Origin of the sequence: uncultured Metabacillus sp., from assembly GCF_947503125.1 — a bacterium.
GTDB lineage: Bacteria > Bacillota > Bacilli > Bacillales > Bacillaceae > Metabacillus.
In genome coordinates this window covers 20671-46548 of record NZ_CANNCR010000006.1, presented here as the reverse complement: position 1 = coordinate 46548, position 25878 = coordinate 20671, and the positions used below count along the sequence as shown (strand labels likewise).

The window sequence follows — 25878 nt, the reverse complement described above, 5'->3', positions numbered from 1 at the left end:
TGCTGAAAATTAAGACAGAGAACACTAAAAAAAATCCTATGTACGTCTATCTTTTATAATAGACGCTAAAAAGTCTTTCTAAATCGCTACGAGCGGTGTTGGGGTAACTGGGTCTGTGTCATATAAATCAAATTGCTCGCCTGTGATAAAGCCTTTGCTTGCTAATGTTTGCTGTACAGACATTCTAGCCAAATCCTTCATGTTGTTATCTTTACTTAAATGAGCTAAATAAATACGTTTTGTTGCATCTCCGATGACATCCATCATCGCAATGGCCGCATCTTCATTCGAAACATGGCCGACATCACTTAAAATGCGTCGTTTAATGCTCCACGGATAATGCCCCATTTGCAGCATGGAGACATCATGATTGCTTTCAAAAACAAACGCATCAGCATTTCGGATGGTTCCCTTCATTTTATCACTTACATAGCCAGTATCCGTGATTAATGCAAGCTTTTTCCCTTCATGGTGAAAAGCAAAAAACATTGGTTCCGCAGCGTCATGTGATACGCCAAAGGATTCAATATCCAATGAACCAAAAGTTTTCACAGTACCTGTCTGAAAAACAAATTTTTGCTCTGTTGCAACATCTCCGATTAAGCCTTCCATCGCCTGCCATGTTTTTTCATTTGCATAAATCGGCAGCTTATATTTTCTAGCAAGGACACCGAGCCCTTTTATATGATCACTATGCTCATGTGTAACTAAAATACCTGAAAGCGATTTGATATCTCTTCCGATCTGCTCAAATAAATGCTGCATTTGCTTTCCGCTTAAGCCGGCATCGACTAAAAATGATTGGTTTTCTGATTCAACATAGATGGCATTCCCCGTACTTCCGCTTGCAAGCACACTAAACTGCAAGCCCATAAGTATTCACTCCTCTTTTTCCCTATTGCGGCGATTGTAAAACGTCTCCCTCTAAGGCATGAACGTAATACTCTTCTCTCACTTCTTCTTCCGTTTCCACAACAATATGCCAAGTTGGTGCTAAAATTTGCTGATTTGAAAGCGGAATATGTGTGTAATACCCAAATTGAATTTGCTTTATTTCACTATTCGTTTTCAAATATCGTTTGTTATATAGCGCCTCAATTGCCTTTAAAGCAGAAACTGCCTGCTCTTTGTCCTCTACCTCTTTTATATCTTCCAGCATTGACTGCTCATAAGCGAAAATTTCATTATCATCATTCAAATATAAAATAACCATTCCGATATGTTCTTCTTTGTTTTGAAAGATATATCGATTATTGTATTTTTGAACACAAATAATCGCATTTAATTGCTCATCTCGATACCAGAAGTGATAAAGCTCCCCAGATATGATATTATCCTTTAAAAACTGATTGATTTTACTTTTTGTATTCACCTCTGGTAATGGAAATGGTTCATTAAGCTGCATGTTTAATTTTCGAAATGATTTTTCAATATTGTCAGTACTTGTTACAACCAAAGATTGATTTTTTAGCTTGCTAATATCTTCCAGGGTGAAATCTCGGCTTTTAGACGTGATATAAGAACTTTTCCCAATATCATTAGGCAAGTTACCATAATCAATGCCTTCAGTCGCTAATTGCTCCTCTATTTGTGCTTCCTGAATAATAGCAAAATCACTTTCTCCTCGTAATTCAAAAAATTCAATCGCCAAAAAGATATCTAAGATAAGAAATGCGAGTATAAAAATGGTTTTTGTTTTACTCCACTCCATTTTCATCCCCCACAGTCTGTTCGAGTATCTCTCTCACCTTCATTAGCTCTCCATTCTTCATTTTGATACACCAAACTGGAGAAACCGTTACAATTTGCTCTTTATCAGAGCTTCCAAGCTCATATGCAATAAAAATATTATAAATTTGCGATGCATCAATCAGCTGATTATTTTGAATGATTTCTACTACCTTCCTGCCTGACATGAGTGTAGTAGAGTTATTAGTAAGCGGAGGATGCATAAGCTGATAGGAAGGACGTTGATAAATCGCGATTTCATTTTGTCCCCATGTTTGCGTGATCTTTGTCGGACCATACGGAGATTCCATTGAATTAATCACTGGAATAGATTCAATAGACATAATCATCGATACTTCCTGTTCACTTTCTGCAATATCAAATAATACATACTTATCTGTCCATCCGCCATGATCATTTAAATAATTGTAGCTTTGTTCAAACAAGGTGTATGCATCTACCGAATTACTAATCCTTAACGTTGGATTAGCAAACTTCACCAAATGCTGAGCTTGATAAATATTTAATTCCCTTGTTGCATCTGTGTACCTATTTCTAGTTGAATTTACATCCTGTTTTACAATTCTCGGCCTACTAAACAAAGCATTTTTAAACTTCTCATCGTCGATAACTTCCGTAAAATATTGAAAATTATCAACTTCCAATTGATTTTCAGGAAGCAAAATTTCCTGATCTTCTCCGGCTTGAAAAGCAAAGTAAGGCTGAAACTGTTCCCGCTTGCTAAACAGGTCTGAAACAAAAACATTTGCATCTAAATTATTTACAGAGGCTTCAACAATTTCCTTTTCAGAAGCTGAAACAAAGTAAACCTTTTGAATTTCATTCTGCTTTACCACTCGCAAATAAATTCGATCAAAAGCAAAAAGACTGCTTGTCTCATCCTTCCATTTTATCATAGATTGAAAGGTTTCTATTGGGATTTCATCAAAAAACCGCAGTTCGAGTCTTGCAATATTTGTTCCACTAACTATCTCTTCAAAGTCCTGTTTCGATAAGCCCTGTTGATTGCTATACTCCCAATTTTGCATTTCCTTCCATAAACTTTTTGCATAACTATCTTTTATTGAACTATAGTGTTTATCACCCGAATGAATAAATATCTGCTGTGGTGTGATCACTTCATACATCTTTCTTTGGGCATCTTCATCAATTGGAACACTTTCAAAAAGCATTTCCCCTTCAAACTTCTCATAGGTTGGCTCAAGACTCCACATGTTCCATGTAAAAAATAAGCTGATAACGACTAATATGACTAAAATGGCGCTTTTGATGGATTCTTTATTCATCCCATTCATCCTCTTGTTCCGGGTTATATGGCAACGTAAAGTAAACCGTCGTTCCTTTACCTTCTTGGCTTTGCGCCCAAATATCCCCGCCATGAGCAAGGACCATTTCCTTAGCAATAGCCAATCCTAAACCAGTACCTCCAAGCTTGCGAGTCCTCGCTTTATCTACCCGATAAAATCGATCAAAGATCTTATTTACACTTCCCTTTGGAATTCCTACACCCTCATCCTGAACACGTATTTGAATCTCTGCAGGCAAGACATCAATGCTGAAGGTAACCTTTCCTCCTTCAGGTGAATACTTTAGTGCATTCGAAATGATATTATCCAAAACCTGTGTAATTTTATCTGTATCCATGTCAACATAAAGGGGATCTTTAGGAATATTTCTTACAAACGACACATGCTCTGATTTCGTCATTTCAAAACGATCAATAATTTTGTTAAAGTAATCGGTAAAATTGATAAAATCCTTATTCAACTTATATTCAGTTCGATCAAGCTTTGATAATTGCAGCAGGTCATTTACTAAGCGAATCATTCGTTCTGTTTCAGTCTGAGTAACGTTTAAAAACTGCGGCGCAATCTCATTATCCCTCCATGCACCATCTGCCAAAGCTTCCAGATAGCTCCGCATTGTTGTTAAAGGCGTCCGCAGCTCGTGTGATACATTCGCAACAAATTCCCTTCTTTCCTGTTCAATTCTTTCTTGCTCGGTAATATCATATAAAACAGCAATTAACCCATCAATTTTACCTGATTCCTTTTGAATCGCAGAAAAGCTTACCCTTATAATTAATGGTTCTTCTTTCGTACTGAAATCTAAAATAAGTGATTCCTGTTCATCAATAAGGCTTTCAAAGGTATTACCATCTTCAATCCCCAATAATTCAGTAATATGAACATCTTTTAACGTTCCACGTGAAACATTCAACATATCTAAGGCAGGGTTGTTGATAAGAATGACTTTCCCATTGCGGTTGGTTGCGATAACTCCATCAGTCATGTGAGCAATAACCGATGCAAGCTTTTTCTTTTCTCCCTCTGTCATTGCCTGAGCTTCTTCAAGTTTTTCTGTTAAATCATTGAAGGTCACAGCTAATTGGCCGATTTCATCTTCTCCATATACTTTAACCTTGCGAGAATAGTTTCCTTTGGCTAGCTCAATGGCCTGCTTTCTCATATCTGACATGGGTCTTGTAATCGTTCTAGCAAGGAAAATACCTAGTGCTGCTGTTATACAGAGTGATAATCCTGTACCGGTAGCAAAAATTCGATTGATGATTTGCATTTGAGAAAATACTTCCTCTACTGAGGCTATGATATAAACGGCACCAACTGTTTTATCACTGAAATTGTTTTCTTTTATTGGTTGGGTCATCACCATTACACGTTGACCAGTCTCTTGATGGATGAAATAATTGCTGTTACTGTCCTCAAGACCAACTAATGTTCGAAGGACCATTGCCTCAGTCGTTTTTTTACCAACAATATCCTGGTCGATGCTTGAGGTTGCAATAACCGTTTTATTGGAATCAATAACTCGGACTTCAAGAATTTCATCTGTCTCAAAGTCACTAATAATCGTCGTTATTTCATCGTTTGCTTTTTCTCCATCCTCATCCTCATCTTCGTTCGTATTACGGGTCATTTCTTGTTCAATATTATAAACAAGCAAACTGACTCGTTTAGATAAGGAGGCATTAAAGTTTTCTTTTAATGACGTCTCAAGCTCCTTAACAAAATAAATGCCAATAATCTGCATCGCAAGCATAATGAGGAGCACGTAAACCATGACAAATTTAAAATGAATTGAACGAAAAAAACTTACCTTATTCATCACATTACTCCTGTTCGGAGTTCCTTAAATAATATCCCACCCCACGTCTTGTTACGATCCATGTTGGGTGACTTGGATTATCTTCTATTTTCTCTCGTAAACGTCTAACTGTTACGTCTACTGTTCGAACATCTCCGAAATAATCATACCCCCATACAGTTTGCAGCAAATGCTCCCGCGTCATGACTTGTCCAATATGCTGTGATAAATAATGTAGAAGTTCAAATTCACGGTGGGTTAATTCAATCGTTTCTCCACGTTTAGACACGACATATGCATCAGGATGAATCACAAGTGAGCCAATTTTAATTTCATTTGTTGCTGCCTTTGGTTCATTATTATCAATCGTTTGCTGACGGCGCAGGTTTGCTTTTACGCGGGCTAGCAGCTCCCGTGTGCTGAACGGCTTTGTTACATAATCATCCGCACCAAGCTCAAGGCCCAGAACCTTATCGATTTCTGAATCCTTAGCTGTCAGCATAATGATTGGCATGTCATATTTCTTTCGAACCTCTCTGCATACCTCCATACCATCACGATTTGGAAGCATAATATCTAATAAAATCAGGTCAGGAGTAATGTCCTCCACCATTTCTAAAGCCTGATTTCCATCATAGGCACAATAAACGGTATAACCTTCTTTTTTTAAATTAAATTGTAATATATCTGCAATTGGTTTTTCATCATCCACAACTAAAATCTTCTTCTCCAAAGCTCTCGCCCCTTTTATTTACGTATAAACCCTATTATTAAATGTAACATTTTCACAGATGAGATTCACCTTTTTTAAGTGATTACCAATAAATAGAGAGTTATTTATTCTAATGATAGGATCAAACAAAATTCAAGAAAAAATGTTTCATTATAAATAAATACGTAAAAATGAACTATTTTTACATGGTAGGAAATAACTAAAATTTTAACGTAAACGTCTTAAATAACCTCAAAAAAATAGATGCATACCCCTGTAGGAAGTTCTAAAATTTACTATACAATAAAATAAGGTCTGACACATAATTCAGTGTCAGACCTTAAACAAACTTATTGTAAATAATCCATTGGATTTTTTAAGCTGCCATTTTCGTAAACTTCAAAATGAAGATGTACTCCTGTTGAATTACCCGTTGAACCCATGATTCCAAGCTTTTGCCCTTGTGATACCACCTGTCCTACAGACACTGAAATGGACTCCAGATGCGCATAAACAGTTTTTAATCCGTTATTATGGTTAATCACCACTTTATTTCCGTAACCGCCACTGTAACCTGCTGAAACCACTGTACCGTTATCAGCAGCCTTAATAGTCCGTGCACTTGGTCTTGCAATATCAATTCCTTTGTGCAGTTTCCCCCATCTCTGCCCTTGTTTACTAGAAATATAACCGCCTACTGCCGGCCATGCAAAATTTCCTGTCCCTCTAGATGGGATAACCTTCGTCCCTTTAACAATAATTTCTTTGACTGGTTCATTGATGATCTCTTCTTTTACATCTTCACGCTTAATTTCAGAGCCATTTTCAAGCTGGATGACATAGTTTACAAGTCTTTCACCAACTTGTCCTTCTTGAAGCGTTTTTTCTTCGCCTTTTGGCAGTGAAGAATCTTCTTTTACTTCTGTTTCAAACGGAATGCTTTCTTTTTTTAGCATTTCCTGCTTTACATTCACTTTAACAAATGGCTTTAAAACCGTTACGTTCAGTTCATCACCAGGCTTTATTAATGAGTCTTCTTCAAGACCAGGATTTAATTCTAGTAATTGCTCAAGAGATAATTGATGCTTGGAGGCAATCTCACTTAAAACATCTTGCGCCTGGACAATATATGTTGATTCTTCTAATGTCCCCTTCTTTAATAGATTGATCCCTTGATCGATGCTAATGACTTTGTCTGGTGAAATTTTTTTTGCTTCTAGTGAAACCTTTTTAGAAAAAGCCACGTCTAATAGACGAGACTGTCCTTCCTTTAATGTTTCTAAAGGCTGGTCAGCTGTTTTACTCGCTTCCAGGTCATTCAAAGCGGATTCAGATACATATTGAAGCTTATATGCCTTTAAAGCTGCTTCTGCATCCTCTTTACTTTTAAAATGAGCAACTGCTTTACCGTCAATTATTAGTTCAGTTGCTTCAACAACAACATCAAGCTCCTGATCCAGCTTTAATAAAGTCTCATCGTTATTAAAAATAGGTCGGAACATTTCTTCTGGAATGACTTCCATATCTTCAATCGTTAAAGGTAAATCTGAATAGCTCGCTTTTTGCTTCTCTATTTTTGACGCTGACACCTGATCAATCAGCTCTTTATTATCAACTGTACCAATATATTGATCACCTATGTATACGTGGTAGACCGTTGATAAGGATGTTTCTGCCGAGACACTAACTGCTCCTAATGTAAAGGAAGCTGTTAAAGCAGCAAGCAATATTAACTTTTTAAAAAAGGAGTATTTTCCTTGAATATTCTTTTCTATCAAACAATTAAAACGCTTACACACTGACATTTTCCTCCTAAATTAATAGTACAAGAAACTCAGGAAGCTTCTTCCATAGGGATATAATCTTAGTCGACAAAATTCCCGTTATTCTACACCCTACTAATTTATCATAGAATCTTGCAACTGCCTTAAATATCGATAAATTGTAATAGGATTGTATCATTACATACAGATTTTGGTTAACTTTGTCATATATTGTTGATTTAAGAGGAAAACGTTGCCAAAGGGGTATTTTTTTTCTTAAATAGAAAAAAAGCATGAATCCATTTGGATCATGCTTTTTAAGTGGCTCGGGACGGAATCGAACCGCCGACACATGGATTTTCAGTCCATTGCTCTACCGACTGAGCTACCGAGCCATAATTAGTATGTAGTTTGATTTGAAATATTGTTCTTCTTGGAGAAGAAGTATTTATCAAATATGTAAATGGCGGTCCGGACGGGACTCGAACCCGCGACCTCCTGCGTGACAGGCAGGCATTCTAACCAACTGAACTACCGGACCAAAATAGAAATCTATAAGCTATAAAACAAGTGACCCGTACGGGATTCGAACCCGTGTTACCGCCGTGAAAGGGCGGTGTCTTAACCGCTTGACCAACGGGCCATTGCAACACAAAAAAGTAAAATGGTGAGCCATGAAGGACTCGAACCTTCGACCCTCTGATTAAAAGTCAGATGCTCTACCAACTGAGCTAATGGCTCATTTTTAAATGAGTAGTACTATTCTGTTTACCACTTGTTTCTGACGCCCAAATCTCAGAAGGATTATTCAAGAAGCAATTCGATTTGTGCGCTGATGTCAATGCTTCGCAGCTTATTCGATCGTGCTCTACCAACTGAGCTAATGGCTAATTTTTTAATGAGTAATACTATTATGTTTAATAGCTATCTATTGTTTATCCTTTTAACAGGACGTTTTCTATAATATCACACACTATCATCATAAAACAATACATTTTTTTATTTTTTTTAAAAGCATATAAAAAGGGAATCAGATCGCTGCCGATTCCCTAAAAGTGATTAGCTGTATACACTGCGAATAACGTTTGTTTGTGATCTGTCTGGTCCTACAGAGAAGATCGATAAAGGAATTCCTGTAAGCTGTGAAATTCGCTCAATATAGTGTCTTGCGTTTGCTGGAAGCTCACTTAAATTACGTACGTTTGTGATGTCTTCTGTCCAGCCTGGAAGTTCCTCATATACAGGTTCACATTCTGCAAGTACTTTTAGGCTTGCTGGGTACTCGCTGATGGTTTCCCCTTTGTATTTGTATGCTACACAAATTTTTAATGTTTCGATGCCTGTTAACACATCAATTGAGTTAAGTGACAGGTCTGTCAATCCGCTTACTCTTCTTGCATGGCGAACGACAACACTGTCAAACCAGCCTACACGGCGAGGACGACCTGTTGTTGTCCCATATTCACGGCCTACCTCACGAATTTGATCGCCGATTGCATTATTTAATTCTGTAGGGAATGGGCCATCACCTACACGAGTTGTGTATGCTTTTGATACTCCGACAACGTGGTTAATCTTAGTAGGTCCAACACCGGAGCCAATTGTAACTCCACCCGCAACAGGGTTTGATGAAGTGACAAACGGATATGTACCTTGGTCAATATCAAGCATAACCCCTTGTGCACCTTCAAATAGAACACGGCGTCCCTCATCCAACGCATCGTTAAGCACAACTGATGTATCACAAACATATTGTTTAAATTGTTGGCCATATTCATAATACTCGTCTAAAATTTCCTCAACAGTAAAGCCTTCTACTTCATAAAATTTCTCTAATAGACGGTTTTTTTCCTGTAATGCACGAACTAGCTTTTCTTCAAAAGTATCTCGTTCAAGCAAATCAGAAATACGGATGCCGACACGAGCTGCTTTATCCATATAAGCTGGTCCAATTCCTTTTTTCGTTGTTCCAATTTTATTTGCGCCTTTACGTTCCTCTTCTACCTCGTCTAATTTTAAATGGTAAGGCAAAATGACATGCGCACGATTACTGATTCGTAAATTATCTGTTGTAACGCCGCGCTCATGTAAGTAAGCAAGTTCTTTTACAAGTGCTTTAGGATCAACAACCATTCCGTTACCGATCACACAAATTTTATCTTTATAAAAAATACCAGATGGAATTAAGTGAAGCTTGTACGTTTCTCCATCAAATTTAATTGTATGACCTGCGTTGTTTCCACCTTGATAACGAGCAATAACCTCTGCATTTTCAGAAAGGAAATCAGTGATCTTCCCTTTCCCTTCATCTCCCCATTGAGTTCCAACAACTACTACTGAAGACATTCCGTGCACCTCCGTAATTTCGCACTAATCAAACATGTTTATTTTATCAGTGAGGAATAGGAAAGTCAATGAAAGCACGAACATTTATAAATAATAATGGATTATTCGTTCGTAAATTCATCATTATTCCTTAAAATAATAACGTTATCTTTCTTAACCCTTCTTAATTAAAAAACCACATACGTTATTATTTTATCCTAATATAAACAGATCACTCTCTAAAAAACAAAGAAAACTCACCAACTGGCGAGCCTGAAAGGTGAAGACAGAGGAGTAGTTGCATTGATACTTCACATTTAAAATTGGCCTCTACGTCGATTTACTTCTCCGCTGCCAATTTATGCTTTCTTAACGTATAAAAAAGAAGACCGCATCTGCGACCTCCTTAAGCGCCTTGTGGAACACCGGAATCATCAAAACGCCGTTCCAAATTGACGAATTTATTATATTCTTTAACAAATGCTAGTGAAACCGTCCCAACAGGACCATTACGCTGTTTTGCAATAATGATTTCGATGATATTTTTATTCTCTGATTCTTTATCATAATAATCATCACGATATAAGAAGGCAACGATATCTGCGTCCTGCTCAATACTTCCAGATTCACGGATATCTGACATCATTGGACGCTTATCTTGACGCTGTTCAACACCACGGGACAGCTGTGATAAGGCAATGACAGGTACCTTCAATTCACGGGCTAATTCCTTAAGGGTACGGGAGATTTCTGATACCTCTTGCTGACGGTTATCGGTTCGTCCGCTGCCTTGGATCAGCTGCAGGTAATCGATCAAGACCATCCCTAAGCCGCTTTCCTGCTTTAATCTTCGGCATTTTGCCCGAATTTCACTAACACGAATACCTGGTGTGTCATCAATATATATTCCTGAATTTGATAGACTTCCCATTGCCATTGTCAGCTTTCCCCAATCCTCAGGGGTTAATGTACCTGTTCTGAGCCTTTGGGCATCAATATTTCCTTCTGCACAAAGCATCCTCATAACAAGCTGGTCTGCACCCATCTCCAGACTGAAGATTGCTACATTTTCATCTGTTTTTGTTGCTACGTTTTGTGCAATATTTAAGGCAAAAGCTGTTTTACCAACAGATGGACGGGCTGCAACGATAATTAAGTCGTTTCGCTGAAAACCGGCTGTCATTTTATCAAGCTCTGTAAAGCCTGTCGGGATTCCAGTTATGTCACCTTTGCGGTCATGAAGCAATTCAATATTATCGTATGTTTGAACAAGAACATCTTTAATGTTCTGGAAAGCCCCTGCATTTTTCCGTTGAGCAACCTCCATGATGGTCTTTTCAGCTTCATTGAGAAGCACTTCCACCTCATCTTCACGACTATAGCCGTCTTGTGCAATGGTCGTTGCCGTGCGGATTAAGCGTCGTAAGATCGATTTCTCTTCGACAATTTTTGCATAATATTCAATATTCGCTGCAGTAGGAACAGAGTTTGCTAAATCACTTAAGTAAGAAACTCCTCCTACATCTTCTAAAAGATTTGCATCCGCCAGCTCAGAAGTTACGGTTACAAGATCGACTGGTTCCCCTTTATCGGACAATTCAAGCATCGCATTATATATTCGTTGATGTGATGCCCGATAAAAATCATCAGGAATTAATAGCTCTGATGCTAAAGTTAACGATGCCGGCTGCAAAAAGATTGCACCTAATACTGCCTGTTCCGCTTCTATATTTTGTGGTGGAATACGATCACCAATTAACTCGTTTATGATGATCACCGTCCTTTATGTTAATTAGTAAGCTATGAAAATGTAAATCTCCCTAAGTATTAAGGATAAAAAAAATGTGGCTTCGCTTCAAGAACAATTTCACTCTTTCCACAAAACCACATCTGCTTCCAATAATTACTGTTCCGTTACATGCACCTTTACTGTTGCTGTTACTTCAGGATGCAGCTTAACTGGTACATTTGTATAACCTAATGCACGAATTGCATCTGGAAGGTCTATTTTACGTTTATCAAGCTTGATATTATGGCTCTTTTTAAGCTCATCTGCTATTTGCTTACTTGTAATGGAACCAAATAGACGTCCGCCCTCACCAGATTTTGCTTTTAATTCAACTGTTAATTCATCTAATACCTTTTTAAGATGCTGCATTTGCTCTAATTCTTCAATCGCTTCTTTTTCTTGCTTTTTCTTTTGTGCATTTAAAGAACTTACATTTGCATTTGTTGCTTCAATTGCAAGGCCCTGCTTAATCAAAAAGTTGTGGGCATAACCATCAGCAACATTTTTGATTTCGCCTTTTTTCCCTTTTCCTTTTACATCTTTTAAAAATATAACCTTCATGATTCTTCTCCTCCTTCTAGATAATCATCTATGATTGCTTTTAGTCTTTCTTCTGCTTCCTGAAGCGTGTCATCATACATCTGGGCAGCCGCATTTGTTAAATGACCTCCGCCATCAAGAGCTTCCATGATCACCTGGACATTGATATCACCTAATGAGCGGGCACTTATGCTTATACACCCCTCGCTGCGTTTCGCTATGACAAATGAAGCCACAACTCCATTCATTGTTAAAAGCGTATCAGCTGTTTGCGCTATAATGACCTGTTCAAAATACTGATTTTCCTCAGCACTGGTAATCGCAATCCCTTCTCGATAAATAGAGGCATTTTGGATCAGTTTTGCCCGCTTTACATAATTTTCGATATCTTCCTTCATGAATTTCTGAACTAAAACGGTATCAGCGCCTTTCGCTCTCAAATAAGAAGCAGCATCAAATGTACGGGATCCCGTACGAAGAGTAAAGCTTTTCGTATCAACGATAATGCCTGCTAATAAGGCAGTAGCCTCTATCATATTCATTTTCTGACTCTTAGGTTGATACTCTAACAGCTCTGTCACAAGTTCAGCTGTTGATGAGGCATATGGCTCCATGTAAACGAGGATTGGGTCTTTAATAAACTCCTCACCACGTCTATGATGGTCAATGACAATCACATGCTCACTTTTTGCAAGCAGCCTTTCATCAATGACTAAGGATGGCCGGTGAGTATCGACAACAATTAGCAATGTTTCATCTGTCATAATTTCAAGCGCTTCCTCTGGTTTAATAAATCTTGACCATAGCTCTGGATTTTGTTTCACTTCAGCAAGTAATTGTTCAACACCTGAATCAAGGGCATTTGGATCTAAAACAATAAACCCCTCTTTTTCATTGACTTGAGCCACTTTTAATATCCCAATCGCCGAACCAATTGCATCCATATCCGGGAACTTATGTCCCATAATCACTACTTTATCACTTTCTAATACAATTTCTTTTAAAGCATGTGAGATGACACGGGCGCGTACTCGTGTCCGTTTTTCCATTGGATTTGTTTTTCCGCCATAGAATTTGACCTTGCCGCTCGTTTGCTTTATAGCAACCTGATCTCCACCACGGCCTAGAGCTAAATCAAGACTCGATTGGGCCAAATCGCCAAGCTCTTGTAATGATGAGACACCTGTACCAATTCCGATACTTAATGTTAACGATACATTATGGACCGTCGTTTTTTCTCTTACTTCATCTAAAATCGAGAATTTTGTTTTTTCCAGTTTTATTAAAATATTTTCATTTAGCACACCTAAAAAACGTTCAGACGAAATTCTTTTTAAAAAGATTCCATAATCCTTCGCCCACTTGTTTAATAAAGCTGTAACCTCACTATTAATCGCACTTCTTGTCTGATCGTCCATTCCTTGTGTTACTTCATCATAATTATCTAAAAAGATTAAGGCCAATGCAGTCCGTTCATTCTCATATTGCTGCTCAATTTCTATTTGCTCTGTTACATCAAAGAAATATAATAAACGATCATCGCGTTTTATAATCACTTTAAATTTTCGATCATGCAAGGTAATGGTTTCAGAATTGATTTCTTGTTTAATTAACGGCACTAAAGAATCTGCAACATCATATAATGATCGTCCCACTAATGTATCTTCATCAAAACAAGATGTTAAAAAAGGATTAGTCCACTCAATAACATACTGATCATTATATAACATAATTCCAATCGGCATTTCCATTAAGGCCTCTTCGCCGACTTTTTTCAATCGATAAGAAAGCGTTGTGATATACCCTTCGATTTCAGTTTGAAAGTCAACCACAGCTTTTCTCAAATAAAGAAGGGCAGCACCTAGAAGAACCGTTACAAGGAGACCAATCATCCAATTAAAAAAATAGAGAAACAGCACAGAAATGACTGTTACGGCAATTAACACATAAATCGGGTATCGGACTAATGGTTTTTCATACAAACTCGGCATCCGCTCTCATCAACTCCTCTTTAGGCACTGAATCCTATCTTACTTTTTTTGTTATTTTACCACGGAGAGGGAAGCATAAATCAATTATACCTAAGATTCTAACAAGATAAAGCAGGATTGGTATAAGTAATGATGCAGTCAAAACGATAATCGGCACAGCCTTGGATAGGCCTTTCAGATAGGAATAGTAAAATACAAATGAGAATCCTTGAATCAGGACGAAAAATTGCAGAATAAAATATAAATTCATCAGCGCCATATAATAGAAGCTGTCTGGATCTATGTTTACCATAATTAGCAGGGAGACAATTAAATAATACCAGAATAAACTTTGAGGGAGCCGCAAATACCTGAATGGCTTTAATGGAGCAACTCCAACCTTCAACCGTTTAAGAACAGGTACGGCGATGATATGGCTAATGACAGCGAACATCATTCCTGTTGCCGCGAATATTGTAGGAGTTAAAATATGTATAAGATCTAATCCCTGTTTAAGCTGTTCAAATTGCTCCTCAACATTAGCATCTGGATTTAGTGATGAATACATCGATTTTGATTGCTCGATTGACTGCTCTAATAAAGAGATGGAGTCTTTAATCATATCAATTTGAAGAATAAGAATGGTTCCTATATAGATCACAACCAAGCCGATTGTATAAGCTAAGCTTCCTCCAATTAGAGCACCTATTGATTGCTTTCTTTTATAAAAGATACCCATTGTTAATCCACTTAATCCAAACATGAATGCTAACAGAATGTTTGTCATGGAACCAAATAGGATAGACAGCAGACTTCCAGCAAATAACATCATCAATGAAACACCTAAACCATGTCTTATCGTAAAGATAATAAATGGCAAAGGAAGGACAAACAGCAGGACAGTACCTATAAATGGTGCATAAAGCGAAAAGAGCATTAAAACCAGGAAAAGAGCCAATAAAATGGCGCCTTCTGTAATCACATGAATCCGCCTCATCATTTCACCTCTTCTTTAAGGGGATCAAGCTTTATTTTAGACTACCTTCCACTTGTAATCAAACATCTGGCACAACAAACAATAGCAACATACCTTCTTACATATTTACTCTTAAAATAGTGTTAGTATATCGTAAAAAGAGAAATATTATGTCTAATTATAAACCGTGGAATATGTATCTACAAATGTATAAAAAAGCACAGATCGGAAAAAGTCCAATCTGTGCTTTATACTTATTCACCAGAAACGTATGGTAATAAAGCCATTTGACGAGCTCTCTTAATAGCTACAGTCAATTTGCGTTGGTATTTTGCACTTGTACCTGTTACACGACGAGGTAAGATTTTACCACGCTCAGATACGAATTTTTTTAGTAAATCTACATCTTTGTAATCGATGTGTGTGATTCCGTTAGATGTGAAAAAGCACACTTTACGACGTTTTGCACGTCCACCTTTACGTCCGCCTGCCATTGTCTTTTTCCTCCCTTCTGACTATGATTAGAATATATGTTTAAACTTAAAACGGTAAGTCGTCATCAGATATATCAATAGGTTTTCCATCGTTTGCAAATGGATCGTCATCAAAGCTTGTACGCCCTTGATTACGTTGATTTTGATCTGAACCGAACGGATTTTGATTTCCAGAATTGCCAGGATACCCACCAAAATTATTATTATTATTGTTGTAGTTATTGTTGCCGCCTCCGCCGCTTGCACTTCTAGGCTCCAAGAATTGGACACTTTCTGCAACAACCTCTGTTACATAAACGCGTTTGCCTGTTTGATCTTCATAACTACGTGATTGCAGCCGGCCGTCAACACCTGCTAAACTACCTTTTTTAAGGAAGTTTGCAACATTTTCGGCTTGCTTGCGCCAAATCACACAGTTAAGAAAGTCAGCTTCTCTTTCACCTTGTTGGTTCGTAAACGTACGGTTTACCGCTAAAGTAAATGTCGCAACAGCTACTCCGCTTGGTGTGTAACGCAGATCTGGATCTTTTGTTAGTCTTCCGACTAGTACGACTCGATTCAACATCAGAACCATCCTTTTTTGAATATCTTTTCTATTATTTATAAATTAGTCTTCTTTTTTAACAACGATGTGACGAATGATATCTTCGTTAATTTTCGCTAAACGGTCAAATTCTTGAACCGCAGCAGCTTCAGAGTTAACTTGAAGAAGCATATAGTAGCCATCACGGAAATCATTGATTTCGTATGCTAGGCGACGTTTTCCCCACTCTTTTGCTTCAGCTACTTCCGCACCATTTTCAGATAAAACGTTGTTGAAACGCTCAACTAAAGCTTTCTTAGCTTCATCTTCAATATTTGGACGGATGATGTACATAACTTCATACTTTTTCATCATCTTACACCTCCTTCTGGACTAAACGGCCCAATTATGGGCAAGGAGCAATTAAAATAAATTACTCACAATTAGGTATTTTAACAAAAAAAGAACAAAAGCGCAAGCGCCTCGTTCAGCCTTGGGCAAATAATAGAAGGCGCTCTTTGCCTTCAATTCTAAATTGGCTTATGACCTCGAGGGGCTAGGCGCTGGAGCTGGAGCTGGACACCAAAACTAAGTAGAATGGTTTTATTCTCAAACATTACAAGCGTAAGCGCCTTATTTACCCGATCTTACACATTAAATCGGAAGTGAATAACATCTCCATCTTGGACAATATATTCTTTTCCTTCTAAACGGACTTTACCTGCCTCACGCGCAGCACCCATTGACTTTGCAGCTAACAGGTCATTATATGAAACTGTTTCAGCACGGATAAATCCTCTTTCAAAGTCTGTATGAATAATTCCTGCACATTGCGGGGCTTTCATGCCTTTTTTAAACGTCCAAGCACGAACCTCTTGTTCGCCTGCTGTAAAGTATGTTGCCAATCCAAGAAGATGGTAGGAAGCTTTAATTAGCTGGTCAAGCCCAGACTCTTCAATTCCAAGCTCTTCAAGGAACATTTCCTTTTCTTCCCCTTCAAGCTCAGCAATCTCAGATTCAATTTTTGCACAGACAACAATTACTTCTGCATTTTCACCAGCAGCAAACTCACGAACCTGTTTGACATATGGATTTTCTGAAGCATCCGCTACTTCATCCTCACTAACATTTGCTACATATAATACAGGTTTAATGGTTAATAAATGCAATTGCTTTACATATTTCAATTGCTCTTCGTTAAACTCTACAGAACGAGCAGGCTTTTCATTTTCAAACGCTTCTTTAAGCTTTACTAAAATCTCATGCTCAAAAACAGCTGTTTTTTCTTTTTGCTTTGCAAGTTTTGCTACGCGGTCAATTCTCTTATCAACCGTTTCTAAATCAGCTAAAATCAGCTCAAGATTAATCGTTTCGATATCAGAAATTGGATCAACCTTACCAGAAACATGGGTGATATTTTCATCGGCAAAACAACGTACAACATGACAAATTGCATCCACTTGGCGAATATGGGAAAGGAATTTATTCCCTAATCCTTCTCCTTTGCTGGCACCTTTAACAATCCCAGCAATATCAGTAAATTCAAACGCAGTAGGCACCGTCTTTTTAGGGTTTACAAGCTCTGTTAGCTTTTGCAGACGCTCATCAGGCACTTCTACAATCCCAACATTAGGATCTATTGTACAAAATGGATAGTTTGCTGATTCAGCACCAGCTTGTGTAATCGCGTTAAATAATGTTGATTTTCCAACATTAGGAAGACCTACAATACCAGCAGTTAATGCCATATTCCCACTCCTCTATTATGAAACAAAAAAATTTGTCCGAATTCTAATCAATCTTCAACAATTATAGATAGTAAATGGATAAAAAACAAGCAAATAAAGGGGACAGTCCCCCGTTTTGGGAACTGACCCTATTTAAACAGCATTCTTTATCCAATTGATTTTTTGATATTAACTAAACAATCATATAACACACTGCCTAAGCCATTATCTGAAAGACCGTCTGACGTAAGTAAATTGACAGAGCCGCCAAATTTATGCCATTGTCCTTCATCGACATTAATCGTTCGAGGATGAGCCTGCTTCATGATCTTGGCGATCCCTGATAGCCTTCCTCGATCATTATAGATGGTGACAGAATCACCATCTTCTATTTGCTTTTCACTAGCAATATCCTCTGAGATTTCAATTTTAACCATCTGTAATGCCTTAATTAAGATATAGTGCTGTGAATGGTTTGACCGTGAAGGGTGGATCGATAAAAGCTGATACGGGTACTTCCTAGCCAATGCAGAATTGGTTATACTTGACTCCTTTGGCGGGAGATAAACCGGTTTCCCTTCATAACCCTTTACTTCTGCAAGGGAAGAGGTGAATTCAAATTTTCCAGTAGGCGTTAAAAATTCTTTTGTTTCCCATGGAACGTGTTGAACAGGGAGCGGCAGCCGTTTTTCTTTTTTTAACCTTTCCAATGTGATGCCATGCTTGTTTAAATCGAAAAGTCCTATTTCTAAAAACTCTGTCCGCGACATATGAAACGCCTCTCCAAACCCTAAACGCTCCGCTAATTGTGTCCAAATCCACAAATCTGATTTGGCCTCTCCAGGCGGTTCCACAAGCTTCTCCCCATAATTGACAAAATGATGATACATAGAAGAATAATAGATATCTTCTTCCTCAAAAACAGTTGTTGTTGGCAATACATAATCAGCAAGTTCGGCTGTATCTGTTAAAAAATGATCGACAACTACAAGAGTCTCAACAGATTCAAATGCCTGTTTAACCTTAGTGGAATTAGGAACCTGGGCAAGCGGATTACCACATGTTACAAAGATCATTTTAATTTCTGGATTTTTGGCTGATAAAATTGCTTCTGCCTGGTTCATCATAGGAAATTGTCTTGAAGCTGCTTTTTTATGTGGCAATGTAAGCCCGTCCATTTGAAAGCTTCTGCCTACCTGCAGGTTGCCAAAATTAGCACCACCCCCAGGAATTCCAATATTCCCGCTAACTGCAACTAATGCATCAATTAATCTGATTGTATTGCCGCCATTTGCGTATCTTTGCATACCTAACCCTATATATGTCGAGGTCGGTCCATCCGCATATAAGGAGGCTAAATATTTTATATCATCAAAGGTCATCTCAGCCTGAGCTAAAATGTCATCCATCTTTATGCTATCTAATAATGCTAAAAGGTCATGATAGCCTATGGTATGGTGATCAATAAATGTTTGATCCTGCTTATTTTCTGCAATCAAATATTTCATAACACCGATTGCAGCTAATCCATCCATTCCAGGTTTGATGGATAGATAACGATCGGCGATTTTCGCCGTTGCATTAAAAATCGGGTCTATAACGGTAATGCTTGCTCCCCGCTTTTTCGCTTCCTGTAAATAGTGAAATAAATGCATATTCGTTCTTGCTACATTTCTACCCCAAATCACAACATGCTTGCTATGAAAAATGTCATCCGGAGCATGGCTAAATGAACTGCCGAAATCCCATGTTTGAGCTTCAATACCCGATCCCCAGCAGATGCTGCCGACTAACTCCGTTACACCGCCAAAGCAATGAAAGAAGCGCTTATCAAGGTTAATTAACAGCCCATTATTAGCATAATCATGGCTATGCAAAATCGCTGTTGGACCATGGATCTTTTTAATTTCTCTCATTTTTCCAGCAACTTCGTCCAACGCTTGTTCCCAAGAGATCTCAATAAATCTCCCATTCACCTTTTTTAATGGGGTTGTTAATCGTTCCGAGGAATTTGTCTTCGCCTCCAGCATTCTTCCTCTGCCGCAAATTTTCCCTTGGGTAATCGGATGCTCCTTATCTCCTTCAACCTTTGTTACTTTTCCATCCTCAACTGTTACTTCAAAGCCGCAGCTATCCCAGCAGTTTAACGGACAGGATGACTTAAATACTTGTTTCATTGCCTCTATCCCTTCACCCTACCCATTCGTTTCTTCGTGTTTGACAAGTACCTTTTTCATCTTTCGTGTGAACTCTTTTCGAGGAATGAGGACACTATGGCCGCAGCCTTCGCATTTAATGCGAATATCCATCCCTAACCGGATCACTTTCCAGCGATTTGTCCCACATGGGTGCTGCTTCTTCATTTCGACAATATCATTTAGTCCAAATTCCTTTTCCATCATATTTTCCCCTCCGCTCTTAACCAACTTGTTCTTTTTTGTTATACATAACCATTTTAGGATATGGAATTTCAATTCCGTGTTCATCTAAACGCAATTTAATATCTTTGCGCAGCATTCTCGCGATGGCAAAATGACGCATTGGCTCCACTTCACAGACAACGCGCATAATCACCTCTGAAGCTCCTAAAGTTTGGATACCAAGCAGTTCAGGCGGTTTCACAACCCCTTCATATTTCTCTGGAACTTCATCTAATAATTCCTGGATTACACGTTCAGCCATAGGTATGTCCGTTTCATATGCTATGCTGACATCAACAACAGCCATACTATTATGAATAGAAAAATTTGTAACCTCTACAATACTCCCATTTGGTAAAATATGGAGTTCTCCAGTCCAATTTTTAATTTTTGTTGTTCTTAGTCCAATTTCTTCTACAGTTCCCTCAAAGTTTGCAACACGAATATGGTCGCCAACAGAAAATTGATCCTCAAAAATAATAAAGAAACCTGTAATAATATCCTTTACAAGACTTTGTGCGCCAAAACCTACAGCAAGTCCAACAATACCTGCTCCAGCAAGCAAAGCCCCAACATTTATCGTTAATGTCTCCAGCACCATAATGATGGCAACGAAATAAACAACATATGTCAAAATGTTTTCCAATTGTTTTGTAAGTGTATTTTCTCTTCGTTCAGAAATACGGATTGGTGATTTCCCGCGGAATAAAAAGATCTTGCCAATGGCAAGTTTTCCGATTCGAATAAAAACAGATGAAATGACTAGAACCAAAACAATCTTTAATAACCCTTGTCCTATGTTCACCCATAGTTGTGCATCTGTAATGTATTGATAAAAGTCCTTCCACAAATCCTCAATGATATTCAACCTTATCACCCTTTTCACTAATCTATTTTTAAAATGGCTGCCATGCTGGAATAAACATTATTTTCATAGCTTATTATACTCTATCATAACACTCGTTTAAAAAAGGAACTTTCATAAAGCAGCACGAAAAATATTACCATTACATTCATGTACTTGCTTATTTTATACCAAAAAAAGACTGACTCAGGCAAAGATTATCCATCCAAAATTGATAATCTATGAGTCAGTCTTTCCTATTTTTTAAACTTCTTCACGTACGATAGCGGCCCATGATTGGATATAGTAAGATGGATACAAGGAGATAAAGATTAATTAACCCGTATAACGGGTATAAAATAGCAACAAGATTGGAAAATCCAAAGCTGGTAAATGGAATCATCAGCAAGACAAAGACAAAAGCCATTACCCAATATGGCAAATTAGAGATCTCCTTAAATCTCGAAGCAAGTCCAAAAATACCTGAAACTGCTGTTGTATAAATGGCAAGCCAAAGCATAATCGACATAAAGAGAAACACAGCAAATGGCGAACCATTTAAAATAGCAAATAAAGGAATTTCATATTCTGCTAAATAATCCGCCATTTGCACCAATGTTTCATTGTAAATAAATGAAATCACACCTAAGACAATACCGCTCCCGATACTCGCTATTTTCGCTTCCTTAAGGTCTTTCATTTCCTTGCCGATTGCAGATAATACGGCAATTAATGGCAATATGTTAAGTGAGGTAAACGTAAAGGCTGAAGGCCAATTATATTGTTTTGTTAAATCCAGCATCCAAGAATGGTGGTTTGAAAAATTGAATGTTAGTAATGCATAAATCAATCCCAGTACCAGCATTGGAATAATGAAAACATTGAGTCGAATAATCCCATTTATATTACTTAGGAAGAGAAGGACTAATAAGACTGAAAAAAACAGGATTCCCCCCCAATAGGGAACAAAAAAGGCTTCAAGTGTAGCACCGCCTCCAGCGATCATAACAATGGTCGTACTAAAAAGATACACCACAATCAAGACATCATAAACATAGGAAAGCTTTCTACCTACTAATCTTTCTAATACCGGAAAAAAGTGATTGGATCTCTCTTCATAACTTATTTTCATAATGACATACACAGCGATGATGAAAATAACAGTAAAAATACAAATGGCAAGTCCGCTTTCAAACCCAAAAAACTGCCATATTTCCCGGCCAGAGGCATACCCTGCGCCAATAATCGTTCCTAAAATTAAAAACATCCATTTAAACCCTGACTTCATTTTCTCTCACCTCTTAAGGCTGTCCAAATTGAAACGAAGATGTATAGAAATGAACATTCTTCCGTATACTGTTACTACTATGATGTGGGAGTGAATTCTATGAATCTAAAAACCGGACTTTTTCAATCTGAAAAAAAACAAGATCGAATTTATTATGAAGATCAGCACGCGATCGAACTCATATCAAATCATATTAATGAGCATTTGCCAAAGCTCACAATAAAGCCCATAGTGATCGTCTGTATTGGAACAGATCGGTCAACTGGAGATTGTTTAGGTCCGTTAATAGGCTATAACATTCAACAAGCATTATCACATTTCCATGTCTACGGTACCCTGAAGGATCCTGTACATGCTGTTAATTTAAAAGAAACATTGGAATTTATTAAAGATAAACATAAAAATCCATTTATCATTGCAATTGATGCATGTTTGGGTCGCTTAAGCAGTGTTGGCTTCGTTCAAGTTGCTGAAGGCTCAATTAAACCTGGTGCTGGAGTAAATAAAGATCTTCCAGCTGTTGGAAATATGCATATCACAGGCATTGTAAATGTCAGCGGATTTATGGAATTTTTCGTCTTACAAAACACACGATTACATCTTGTTATGAGCATGGCTAAGGTCATTTCTAAAGGCTTAATTGAAGCTGAAAAAAGATATGTAGAAAAACGGCGTACAATCCAGGACAGCCTGTTTACTGAACAAAATTCTATTATTAACTAATTCAAACCAACATAAAAAAAGCGCAAGGCGCCTGCCTATCGGCGACAAGCATAAGGCGAACAGGAATAGAAGGTGTACTTTACCTTCAATTCCTGTTTGACTTATGACCTCGAGCCGATGGCGCCTGGAGCTAGATTCAGAAACGCAAGCTATGTTAAGAAAATATATATTCTGATATTATAAAGAAAACTTTGCTGGCGCCAAGCCTTTGGCGCAGTGCGACTGCCTAGTTGCACTTATACTTAATTCTTAAAATTTGCCACTGCGTCGAATTTTCTCCTGCGCTGCAAATTTATGCTTTCTTAACGTATAAAAAAACACTGCATTTTATATACAGTGTAGATGTCAATAATAATATTGTAATAAAACTATTATCGTGACAATTAAAATACTCGGCAGAAGATTTGCAACTCTGATTTGTTTAATTCCAAGCATATTAATGCCAATTGCAAAGATAAGTACTCCTCCAGTTGCTGTTAGCTCAGCTATTAAAATATTTAAGAGTGAATCTGATAGAAACTGATGAATCACATTTGCAAATAATGAAATGCCACCCTGATAAATAAAGACTGGAATCGCTGAAAATAAGACTCCTATCCCAAGAGTGCTTGCTAATACAATACTTGTAAAGCTGTCGATCATTGATTTTGTTAAAAGCACGGCATGGTCCTGTCTAAGACCACTATCAAGTGCTCCAACTATTGCCATTGCTCCAACAACAAAAATTAAGGTTGCCGTTACAAACCCTTGAGCAATATTACCGCTTTCTGATTTCCCTAATTTACGTTCAAGGACATTTCCAACATGGTGCAAATGATCTTCTATTCGCAGCCATTCGCCGATTACTGTACCTACTACTAAACTAACAATGACTATAAAAAAATTATCACTTTTTAATGCCATATCAATTCCAAGAATAACAACCGAAAGGCCAATTGCTATCATGACCGTTTGTTTCATTTGCTCTGGTATTCTTCTAAGGAATAAACCAAGCATGGTTCCAGCGATTATGCCTATTGCGTTCATAATACTTCCAAATAAAACCAATTATTTTCCACCTTTCTGATGACTGCTATATATTTTGTGATTGTCTTTCTAAAATTGGCAGAAAAAGTATCATACTTTGCTTATTAAACATTTCTTGCATAAAAAATACTGACTCGACGAAGAGCCAGCAGTTTCTGAACTAGTTATTAAGCTTAGGATGATTGTTGTGATTGCAATAATTCTAAGATACGTTCTAAATCATCTTGAGAAAAGAACTCAATTTCTATTTTCCCTTTTTTCTTTTGCTTTTTAATTGTAACAGATGTCCCAAAATACTCCTGTAAGTACGTTTCACGCTCTCTAATAAAAACATCCTTTTCAGGCTTTTTCTTCTTAGTTTCACGTGGAACATTATTTAACTGTTGGACAAGCAATTCCACTTGACGAACATTTAACTGTTCTCGAATTATTTTTTCTACTAATAGATTCAGCTTTTCTTTATTCTTCAAACCAAGAAGTGTACGACCATGTCCCATTGACAGTTTTCCTTCTGAAATAAGCTGTTGAATCTTCTCAGGCAAGGATAGTAAGCGAATATGGTTGGCAATATGAGGTCTACTTTTCCCTAGACGTTTTGCGAGCACCTCTTGTGTAAGATTAAGCTTTTCCATTAACGCTTGGTAAGCCTGAGCTTCTTCAATTGGTGTTAAGTCTTCACGCTGCAAGTTCTCTAATAGAGCCAATTCCATCATTTGCTGTTCTGAAAAGTCTCTAATTACAGCTGGTATGACCGTCAGCTTAGCTTCTTTTGCTGCACGAAAGCGTCTTTCTCCAACGACAATTTCAAACCCTTTAATGCTCCTGCGAACAACAATCGGCTGTAAGATGCCATGCTGCAAAATTGATTCTTTTAACTCGTTGATTGCTTCCTGATCAAAAACCTTACGTGGTTGATAAGGATTTGGGCGAATTTCTTTTAACTTTAAATCTTGCACTGTTTCATCTTGTCCAGCCTCAATATGAGTAAATAAAGCATTTATCCCTTTACCTAAGCCTTTAGCCACTAACAACCACTTCCTTTGCCAAATCTAAGTAAACTTCTGCTCCTCTGGATCTTGGGTCATAAATGATAATTGGTTGACCATGACTTGGTGCTTCACTTAAACGAATATTTCTAGGAATAATCGTCTTGTAAACCTTATCTTGGAAATACTTTTTCACTTCTTCGATGACCTGAATACCTAAATTCGTTCTTGCGTCAAGCATGGTTAATAGAACACCTTCAATCATTAACTCTGTATTTAAATGCTTCTGGACGAGTCGAACAGTATTCAATAACTGGCTTAATCCTTCTAATGCGTAATATTCACATTGAACCGGTATTAAAACGGCATCTGATGCGGTCAGTGCATTAATTGTTAGCAATCCTAATGAAGGTGGGCAATCAATGATCATATAATCATAATGGTGTTTAACTGATTCAATTGCCCTCTTTAATCTCACTTCTCGGGAAATAGTTGGCACAAGCTCTATTTCTGCTCCTGCTAATTGTATAGTAGCTGGAATAATATCTAAGTTTTCTACTGCTGTTTGTTTAATAACATCTTTTACATCTACGTCATCTACTAAAATATCATAAATGCAATGTTCAACATCGGCTTTTTCAATCCCTATACCGCTTGTTGCATTACCTTGTGGGTCAACATCGACGAGAAGCACTCGTTTACCGATGTATGCTAAGCAAGCACCTAAATTTACAGAAGTCGTTGTCTTTCCGACTCCCCCTTTTTGGTTTGCAATGGCAATAATTTTTCCCACGATGTCACCTGCTTTCATCACGAATAAACAATAGAATAGCTTTTAGTTACCATTTTATTATTTTATCATGAAATTTATCGAAAGGTCTGTCTTTTTTTGGATTTCTTCGATAATAGTATTTTCTA

23 protein-coding genes and 4 tRNA genes are annotated in these 25878 nt (G+C 37.6%); 1 reads left to right on the top strand and 26 read right to left on the bottom strand.

Annotation, left to right across the window (positions count from 1 at the left end; genetic code table 11):
- Positions 1-78 precede the first annotated feature (78 nt).
- The 23 genes from Q1B07_RS06695 to Q1B07_RS06585 form a co-directional block, all read right to left on the bottom strand.
- Positions 79-873, bottom strand: coding sequence for an MBL fold metallo-hydrolase (locus Q1B07_RS06695; RefSeq protein WP_299089802.1), 795 nt, complete (start codon positions 871-873; stop codon positions 79-81).
- Positions 874-895: 22 nt separating this feature from the next.
- The gene (gene yycI / locus Q1B07_RS06690; RefSeq protein ID WP_299089804.1) at positions 896-1711 is read right to left on the bottom strand and encodes a two-component system regulatory protein YycI; all 816 of its coding nucleotides are present in this window, start codon (positions 1709-1711) and stop codon (positions 896-898) included.
- A complete protein-coding gene (yycH, locus tag Q1B07_RS06685) occupies positions 1698-3035 on the bottom strand; it encodes a two-component system activity regulator YycH (RefSeq protein ID WP_299089806.1) in 1338 nt (445 codons plus the stop codon). The genes yycI and yycH overlap by 14 nt, the downstream gene beginning before the upstream one ends.
- Complete coding sequence (gene walK, locus Q1B07_RS06680; RefSeq protein ID WP_299089809.1) at positions 3028-4875, bottom strand: cell wall metabolism sensor histidine kinase WalK; 1848 nt, start codon at positions 4873-4875, stop codon at positions 3028-3030. Before walK ends, yycH begins: the two co-directional genes overlap by 8 nt.
- 4 nt (positions 4876-4879) lie before the next feature.
- A complete protein-coding gene (yycF, locus tag Q1B07_RS06675) occupies positions 4880-5587 on the bottom strand; it encodes a response regulator YycF (RefSeq protein ID WP_299089812.1) in 708 nt (235 codons plus the stop codon).
- Positions 5588-5916: 329 nt separating this feature from the next.
- Positions 5917-7365, bottom strand: coding sequence for a peptidoglycan DD-metalloendopeptidase family protein (locus Q1B07_RS06670; protein ID WP_299089813.1), 1449 nt, complete (start codon positions 7363-7365; stop codon positions 5917-5919).
- Positions 7366-7651: 286 nt separating this feature from the next.
- Positions 7652-7724 (bottom strand) — tRNA-Phe (locus Q1B07_RS06665).
- 69 nt (positions 7725-7793) lie between these two features.
- A tRNA-Asp gene (locus tag Q1B07_RS06660) sits at positions 7794-7870 on the bottom strand.
- Positions 7871-7900: 30 nt separating this feature from the next.
- Positions 7901-7972, bottom strand: a tRNA-Glu gene (locus tag Q1B07_RS06655).
- Positions 7973-7994: 22 nt separating this feature from the next.
- Positions 7995-8070 (bottom strand) — tRNA-Lys (locus Q1B07_RS06650).
- 318 nt (positions 8071-8388) lie between these two features.
- A complete protein-coding gene (locus tag Q1B07_RS06645; protein ID WP_299089814.1) occupies positions 8389-9675 on the bottom strand; it encodes an adenylosuccinate synthase in 1287 nt (428 codons plus the stop codon).
- A gap of 385 nt (positions 9676-10060) precedes the next feature.
- Entirely contained in the window at positions 10061-11422 is a 1362-nt protein-coding gene (gene dnaB, locus Q1B07_RS06640; RefSeq protein ID WP_299089853.1) for a replicative DNA helicase, read from the bottom strand.
- Positions 11423-11557: 135 nt separating this feature from the next.
- Complete coding sequence (gene rplI, locus Q1B07_RS06635; RefSeq protein WP_299089815.1) at positions 11558-12004, bottom strand: 50S ribosomal protein L9; 447 nt, start codon at positions 12002-12004, stop codon at positions 11558-11560.
- Complete coding sequence (locus tag Q1B07_RS06630) at positions 12001-13974, bottom strand: DHH family phosphoesterase (protein ID WP_299089817.1); 1974 nt, start codon at positions 13972-13974, stop codon at positions 12001-12003. Before Q1B07_RS06630 ends, rplI begins: the two co-directional genes overlap by 4 nt.
- Before the next feature lie 34 nt (positions 13975-14008).
- Entirely contained in the window at positions 14009-14953 is a 945-nt protein-coding gene (locus tag Q1B07_RS06625) for a YybS family protein (RefSeq protein WP_299832275.1), read from the bottom strand.
- A 230-nt stretch (positions 14954-15183) separates the two neighbouring features.
- Positions 15184-15423: a 30S ribosomal protein S18 gene (rpsR, locus tag Q1B07_RS06620; RefSeq protein ID WP_046588211.1), complete on the bottom strand. Its 240-nt coding sequence runs from the start codon at positions 15421-15423 to the stop codon at positions 15184-15186.
- A gap of 46 nt (positions 15424-15469) precedes the next feature.
- Positions 15470-15988, bottom strand: a complete 519-nt coding sequence (ssb, locus tag Q1B07_RS06615; RefSeq protein WP_299089821.1) for a single-stranded DNA-binding protein — start codon at positions 15986-15988, stop codon at positions 15470-15472.
- A gap of 42 nt (positions 15989-16030) precedes the next feature.
- Positions 16031-16318 (bottom strand): 30S ribosomal protein S6, encoded by a 288-nt coding sequence (gene rpsF, locus Q1B07_RS06610; RefSeq protein ID WP_299089822.1) that lies wholly within the window; start codon positions 16316-16318, stop codon positions 16031-16033.
- Between the two features lie 275 nt (positions 16319-16593).
- Positions 16594-17694, bottom strand: a complete 1101-nt coding sequence (gene ychF / locus Q1B07_RS06605) for a redox-regulated ATPase YchF (RefSeq protein ID WP_299089823.1) — start codon at positions 17692-17694, stop codon at positions 16594-16596.
- A 146-nt stretch (positions 17695-17840) separates the two neighbouring features.
- Complete coding sequence (locus Q1B07_RS06600; RefSeq protein WP_299089824.1) at positions 17841-19850, bottom strand: molybdopterin-dependent oxidoreductase; 2010 nt, start codon at positions 19848-19850, stop codon at positions 17841-17843.
- An 18-nt stretch (positions 19851-19868) separates the two neighbouring features.
- Positions 19869-20075 (bottom strand): DUF951 domain-containing protein, encoded by a 207-nt coding sequence (locus tag Q1B07_RS06595; protein ID WP_299089825.1) that lies wholly within the window; start codon positions 20073-20075, stop codon positions 19869-19871.
- 16 nt (positions 20076-20091) lie between these two features.
- Positions 20092-20961 (bottom strand): mechanosensitive ion channel family protein, encoded by an 870-nt coding sequence (locus Q1B07_RS06590; RefSeq protein WP_299832269.1) that lies wholly within the window; start codon positions 20959-20961, stop codon positions 20092-20094.
- Positions 20962-21211: 250 nt separating this feature from the next.
- Complete coding sequence (locus Q1B07_RS06585; protein WP_299089827.1) at positions 21212-22225, bottom strand: hypothetical protein; 1014 nt, start codon at positions 22223-22225, stop codon at positions 21212-21214.
- 99 nt (positions 22226-22324) lie between these two features.
- On the opposite strand from Q1B07_RS06585, the gene yyaC reads away from it, so the two are divergent.
- Positions 22325-22948 (top strand): spore protease YyaC, encoded by a 624-nt coding sequence (yyaC, locus tag Q1B07_RS06580; RefSeq protein WP_299089830.1) that lies wholly within the window; start codon positions 22325-22327, stop codon positions 22946-22948.
- 345 nt (positions 22949-23293) lie between these two features.
- Here the strand turns inward: yyaC and Q1B07_RS06575 are convergent, their stop codons facing one another.
- The 3 genes from Q1B07_RS06575 to Q1B07_RS06565 all read right to left on the bottom strand — a co-directional run bounded on the left by Q1B07_RS06575 (position 23294) and on the right by Q1B07_RS06565 (position 25753).
- Positions 23294-23995, bottom strand: coding sequence for a DUF554 domain-containing protein (locus Q1B07_RS06575; protein ID WP_299089831.1), 702 nt, complete (start codon positions 23993-23995; stop codon positions 23294-23296).
- 152 nt (positions 23996-24147) lie between these two features.
- The gene (locus Q1B07_RS06570; RefSeq protein ID WP_299089832.1) at positions 24148-24999 is read right to left on the bottom strand and encodes a ParB/RepB/Spo0J family partition protein; all 852 of its coding nucleotides are present in this window, start codon (positions 24997-24999) and stop codon (positions 24148-24150) included.
- Positions 24992-25753 carry an AAA family ATPase gene (locus tag Q1B07_RS06565; RefSeq protein WP_299089833.1) on the bottom strand — a complete coding sequence of 254 codons (762 nt, stop codon included), beginning with the start codon at positions 25751-25753 and terminating at the stop codon, positions 24992-24994. Before Q1B07_RS06565 ends, Q1B07_RS06570 begins: the two co-directional genes overlap by 8 nt.
- Positions 25754-25878 lie beyond the last annotated feature (125 nt).

Excerpts from the sequence above, each read along its gene's own strand:
- Q1B07_RS06695 (WP_299089802.1), bottom strand. The coding sequence starts at position 873 with ATGGGCTTGCAGTTTAGTGTGCTTGCAAGCGGAAGTACGGGGAATGCC.
- yycI (WP_299089804.1), bottom strand. The coding sequence starts at position 1,711 with ATGGAGTGGAGTAAAACAAAAACCATTTTTATACTCGCATTTCTTATC.
- yycH (WP_299089806.1), bottom strand. The coding sequence starts at position 3,035 with ATGAATAAAGAATCCATCAAAAGCGCCATTTTAGTCATATTAGTCGTT.
- walK (WP_299089809.1), bottom strand. The coding sequence starts at position 4,875 with ATGAATAAGGTAAGTTTTTTTCGTTCAATTCATTTTAAATTTGTCATG.
- Q1B07_RS06645 (WP_299089814.1), bottom strand. The coding sequence starts at position 9,675 with ATGTCTTCAGTAGTAGTTGTTGGAACTCAATGGGGAGATGAAGGGAAA.
- rplI (WP_299089815.1), bottom strand. The coding sequence starts at position 12,004 with ATGAAGGTTATATTTTTAAAAGATGTAAAAGGAAAAGGGAAAAAAGGC.
- Q1B07_RS06630 (WP_299089817.1), bottom strand. The coding sequence starts at position 13,974 with ATGCCGAGTTTGTATGAAAAACCATTAGTCCGATACCCGATTTATGTG.
- Q1B07_RS06625 (WP_299832275.1), bottom strand. The coding sequence starts at position 14,953 with ATGATGAGGCGGATTCATGTGATTACAGAAGGCGCCATTTTATTGGCT.
- rpsR (WP_046588211.1), bottom strand. The coding sequence starts at position 15,423 with ATGGCAGGCGGACGTAAAGGTGGACGTGCAAAACGTCGTAAAGTGTGC.
- ssb (WP_299089821.1), bottom strand. The coding sequence starts at position 15,988 with ATGTTGAATCGAGTCGTACTAGTCGGAAGACTAACAAAAGATCCAGAT.
- rpsF (WP_299089822.1), bottom strand. The coding sequence starts at position 16,318 with ATGAAAAAGTATGAAGTTATGTACATCATCCGTCCAAATATTGAAGAT.
- ychF (WP_299089823.1), bottom strand. The coding sequence starts at position 17,694 with ATGGCATTAACTGCTGGTATTGTAGGTCTTCCTAATGTTGGAAAATCA.
- Q1B07_RS06600 (WP_299089824.1), bottom strand. The coding sequence starts at position 19,850 with ATGAAACAAGTATTTAAGTCATCCTGTCCGTTAAACTGCTGGGATAGC.
- Q1B07_RS06595 (WP_299089825.1), bottom strand. The coding sequence starts at position 20,075 with ATGATGGAAAAGGAATTTGGACTAAATGATATTGTCGAAATGAAGAAG.
- Q1B07_RS06585 (WP_299089827.1), bottom strand. The coding sequence starts at position 22,225 with ATGAAGTCAGGGTTTAAATGGATGTTTTTAATTTTAGGAACGATTATT.
- yyaC (WP_299089830.1), top strand. The coding sequence starts at position 22,325 with ATGAATCTAAAAACCGGACTTTTTCAATCTGAAAAAAAACAAGATCGA.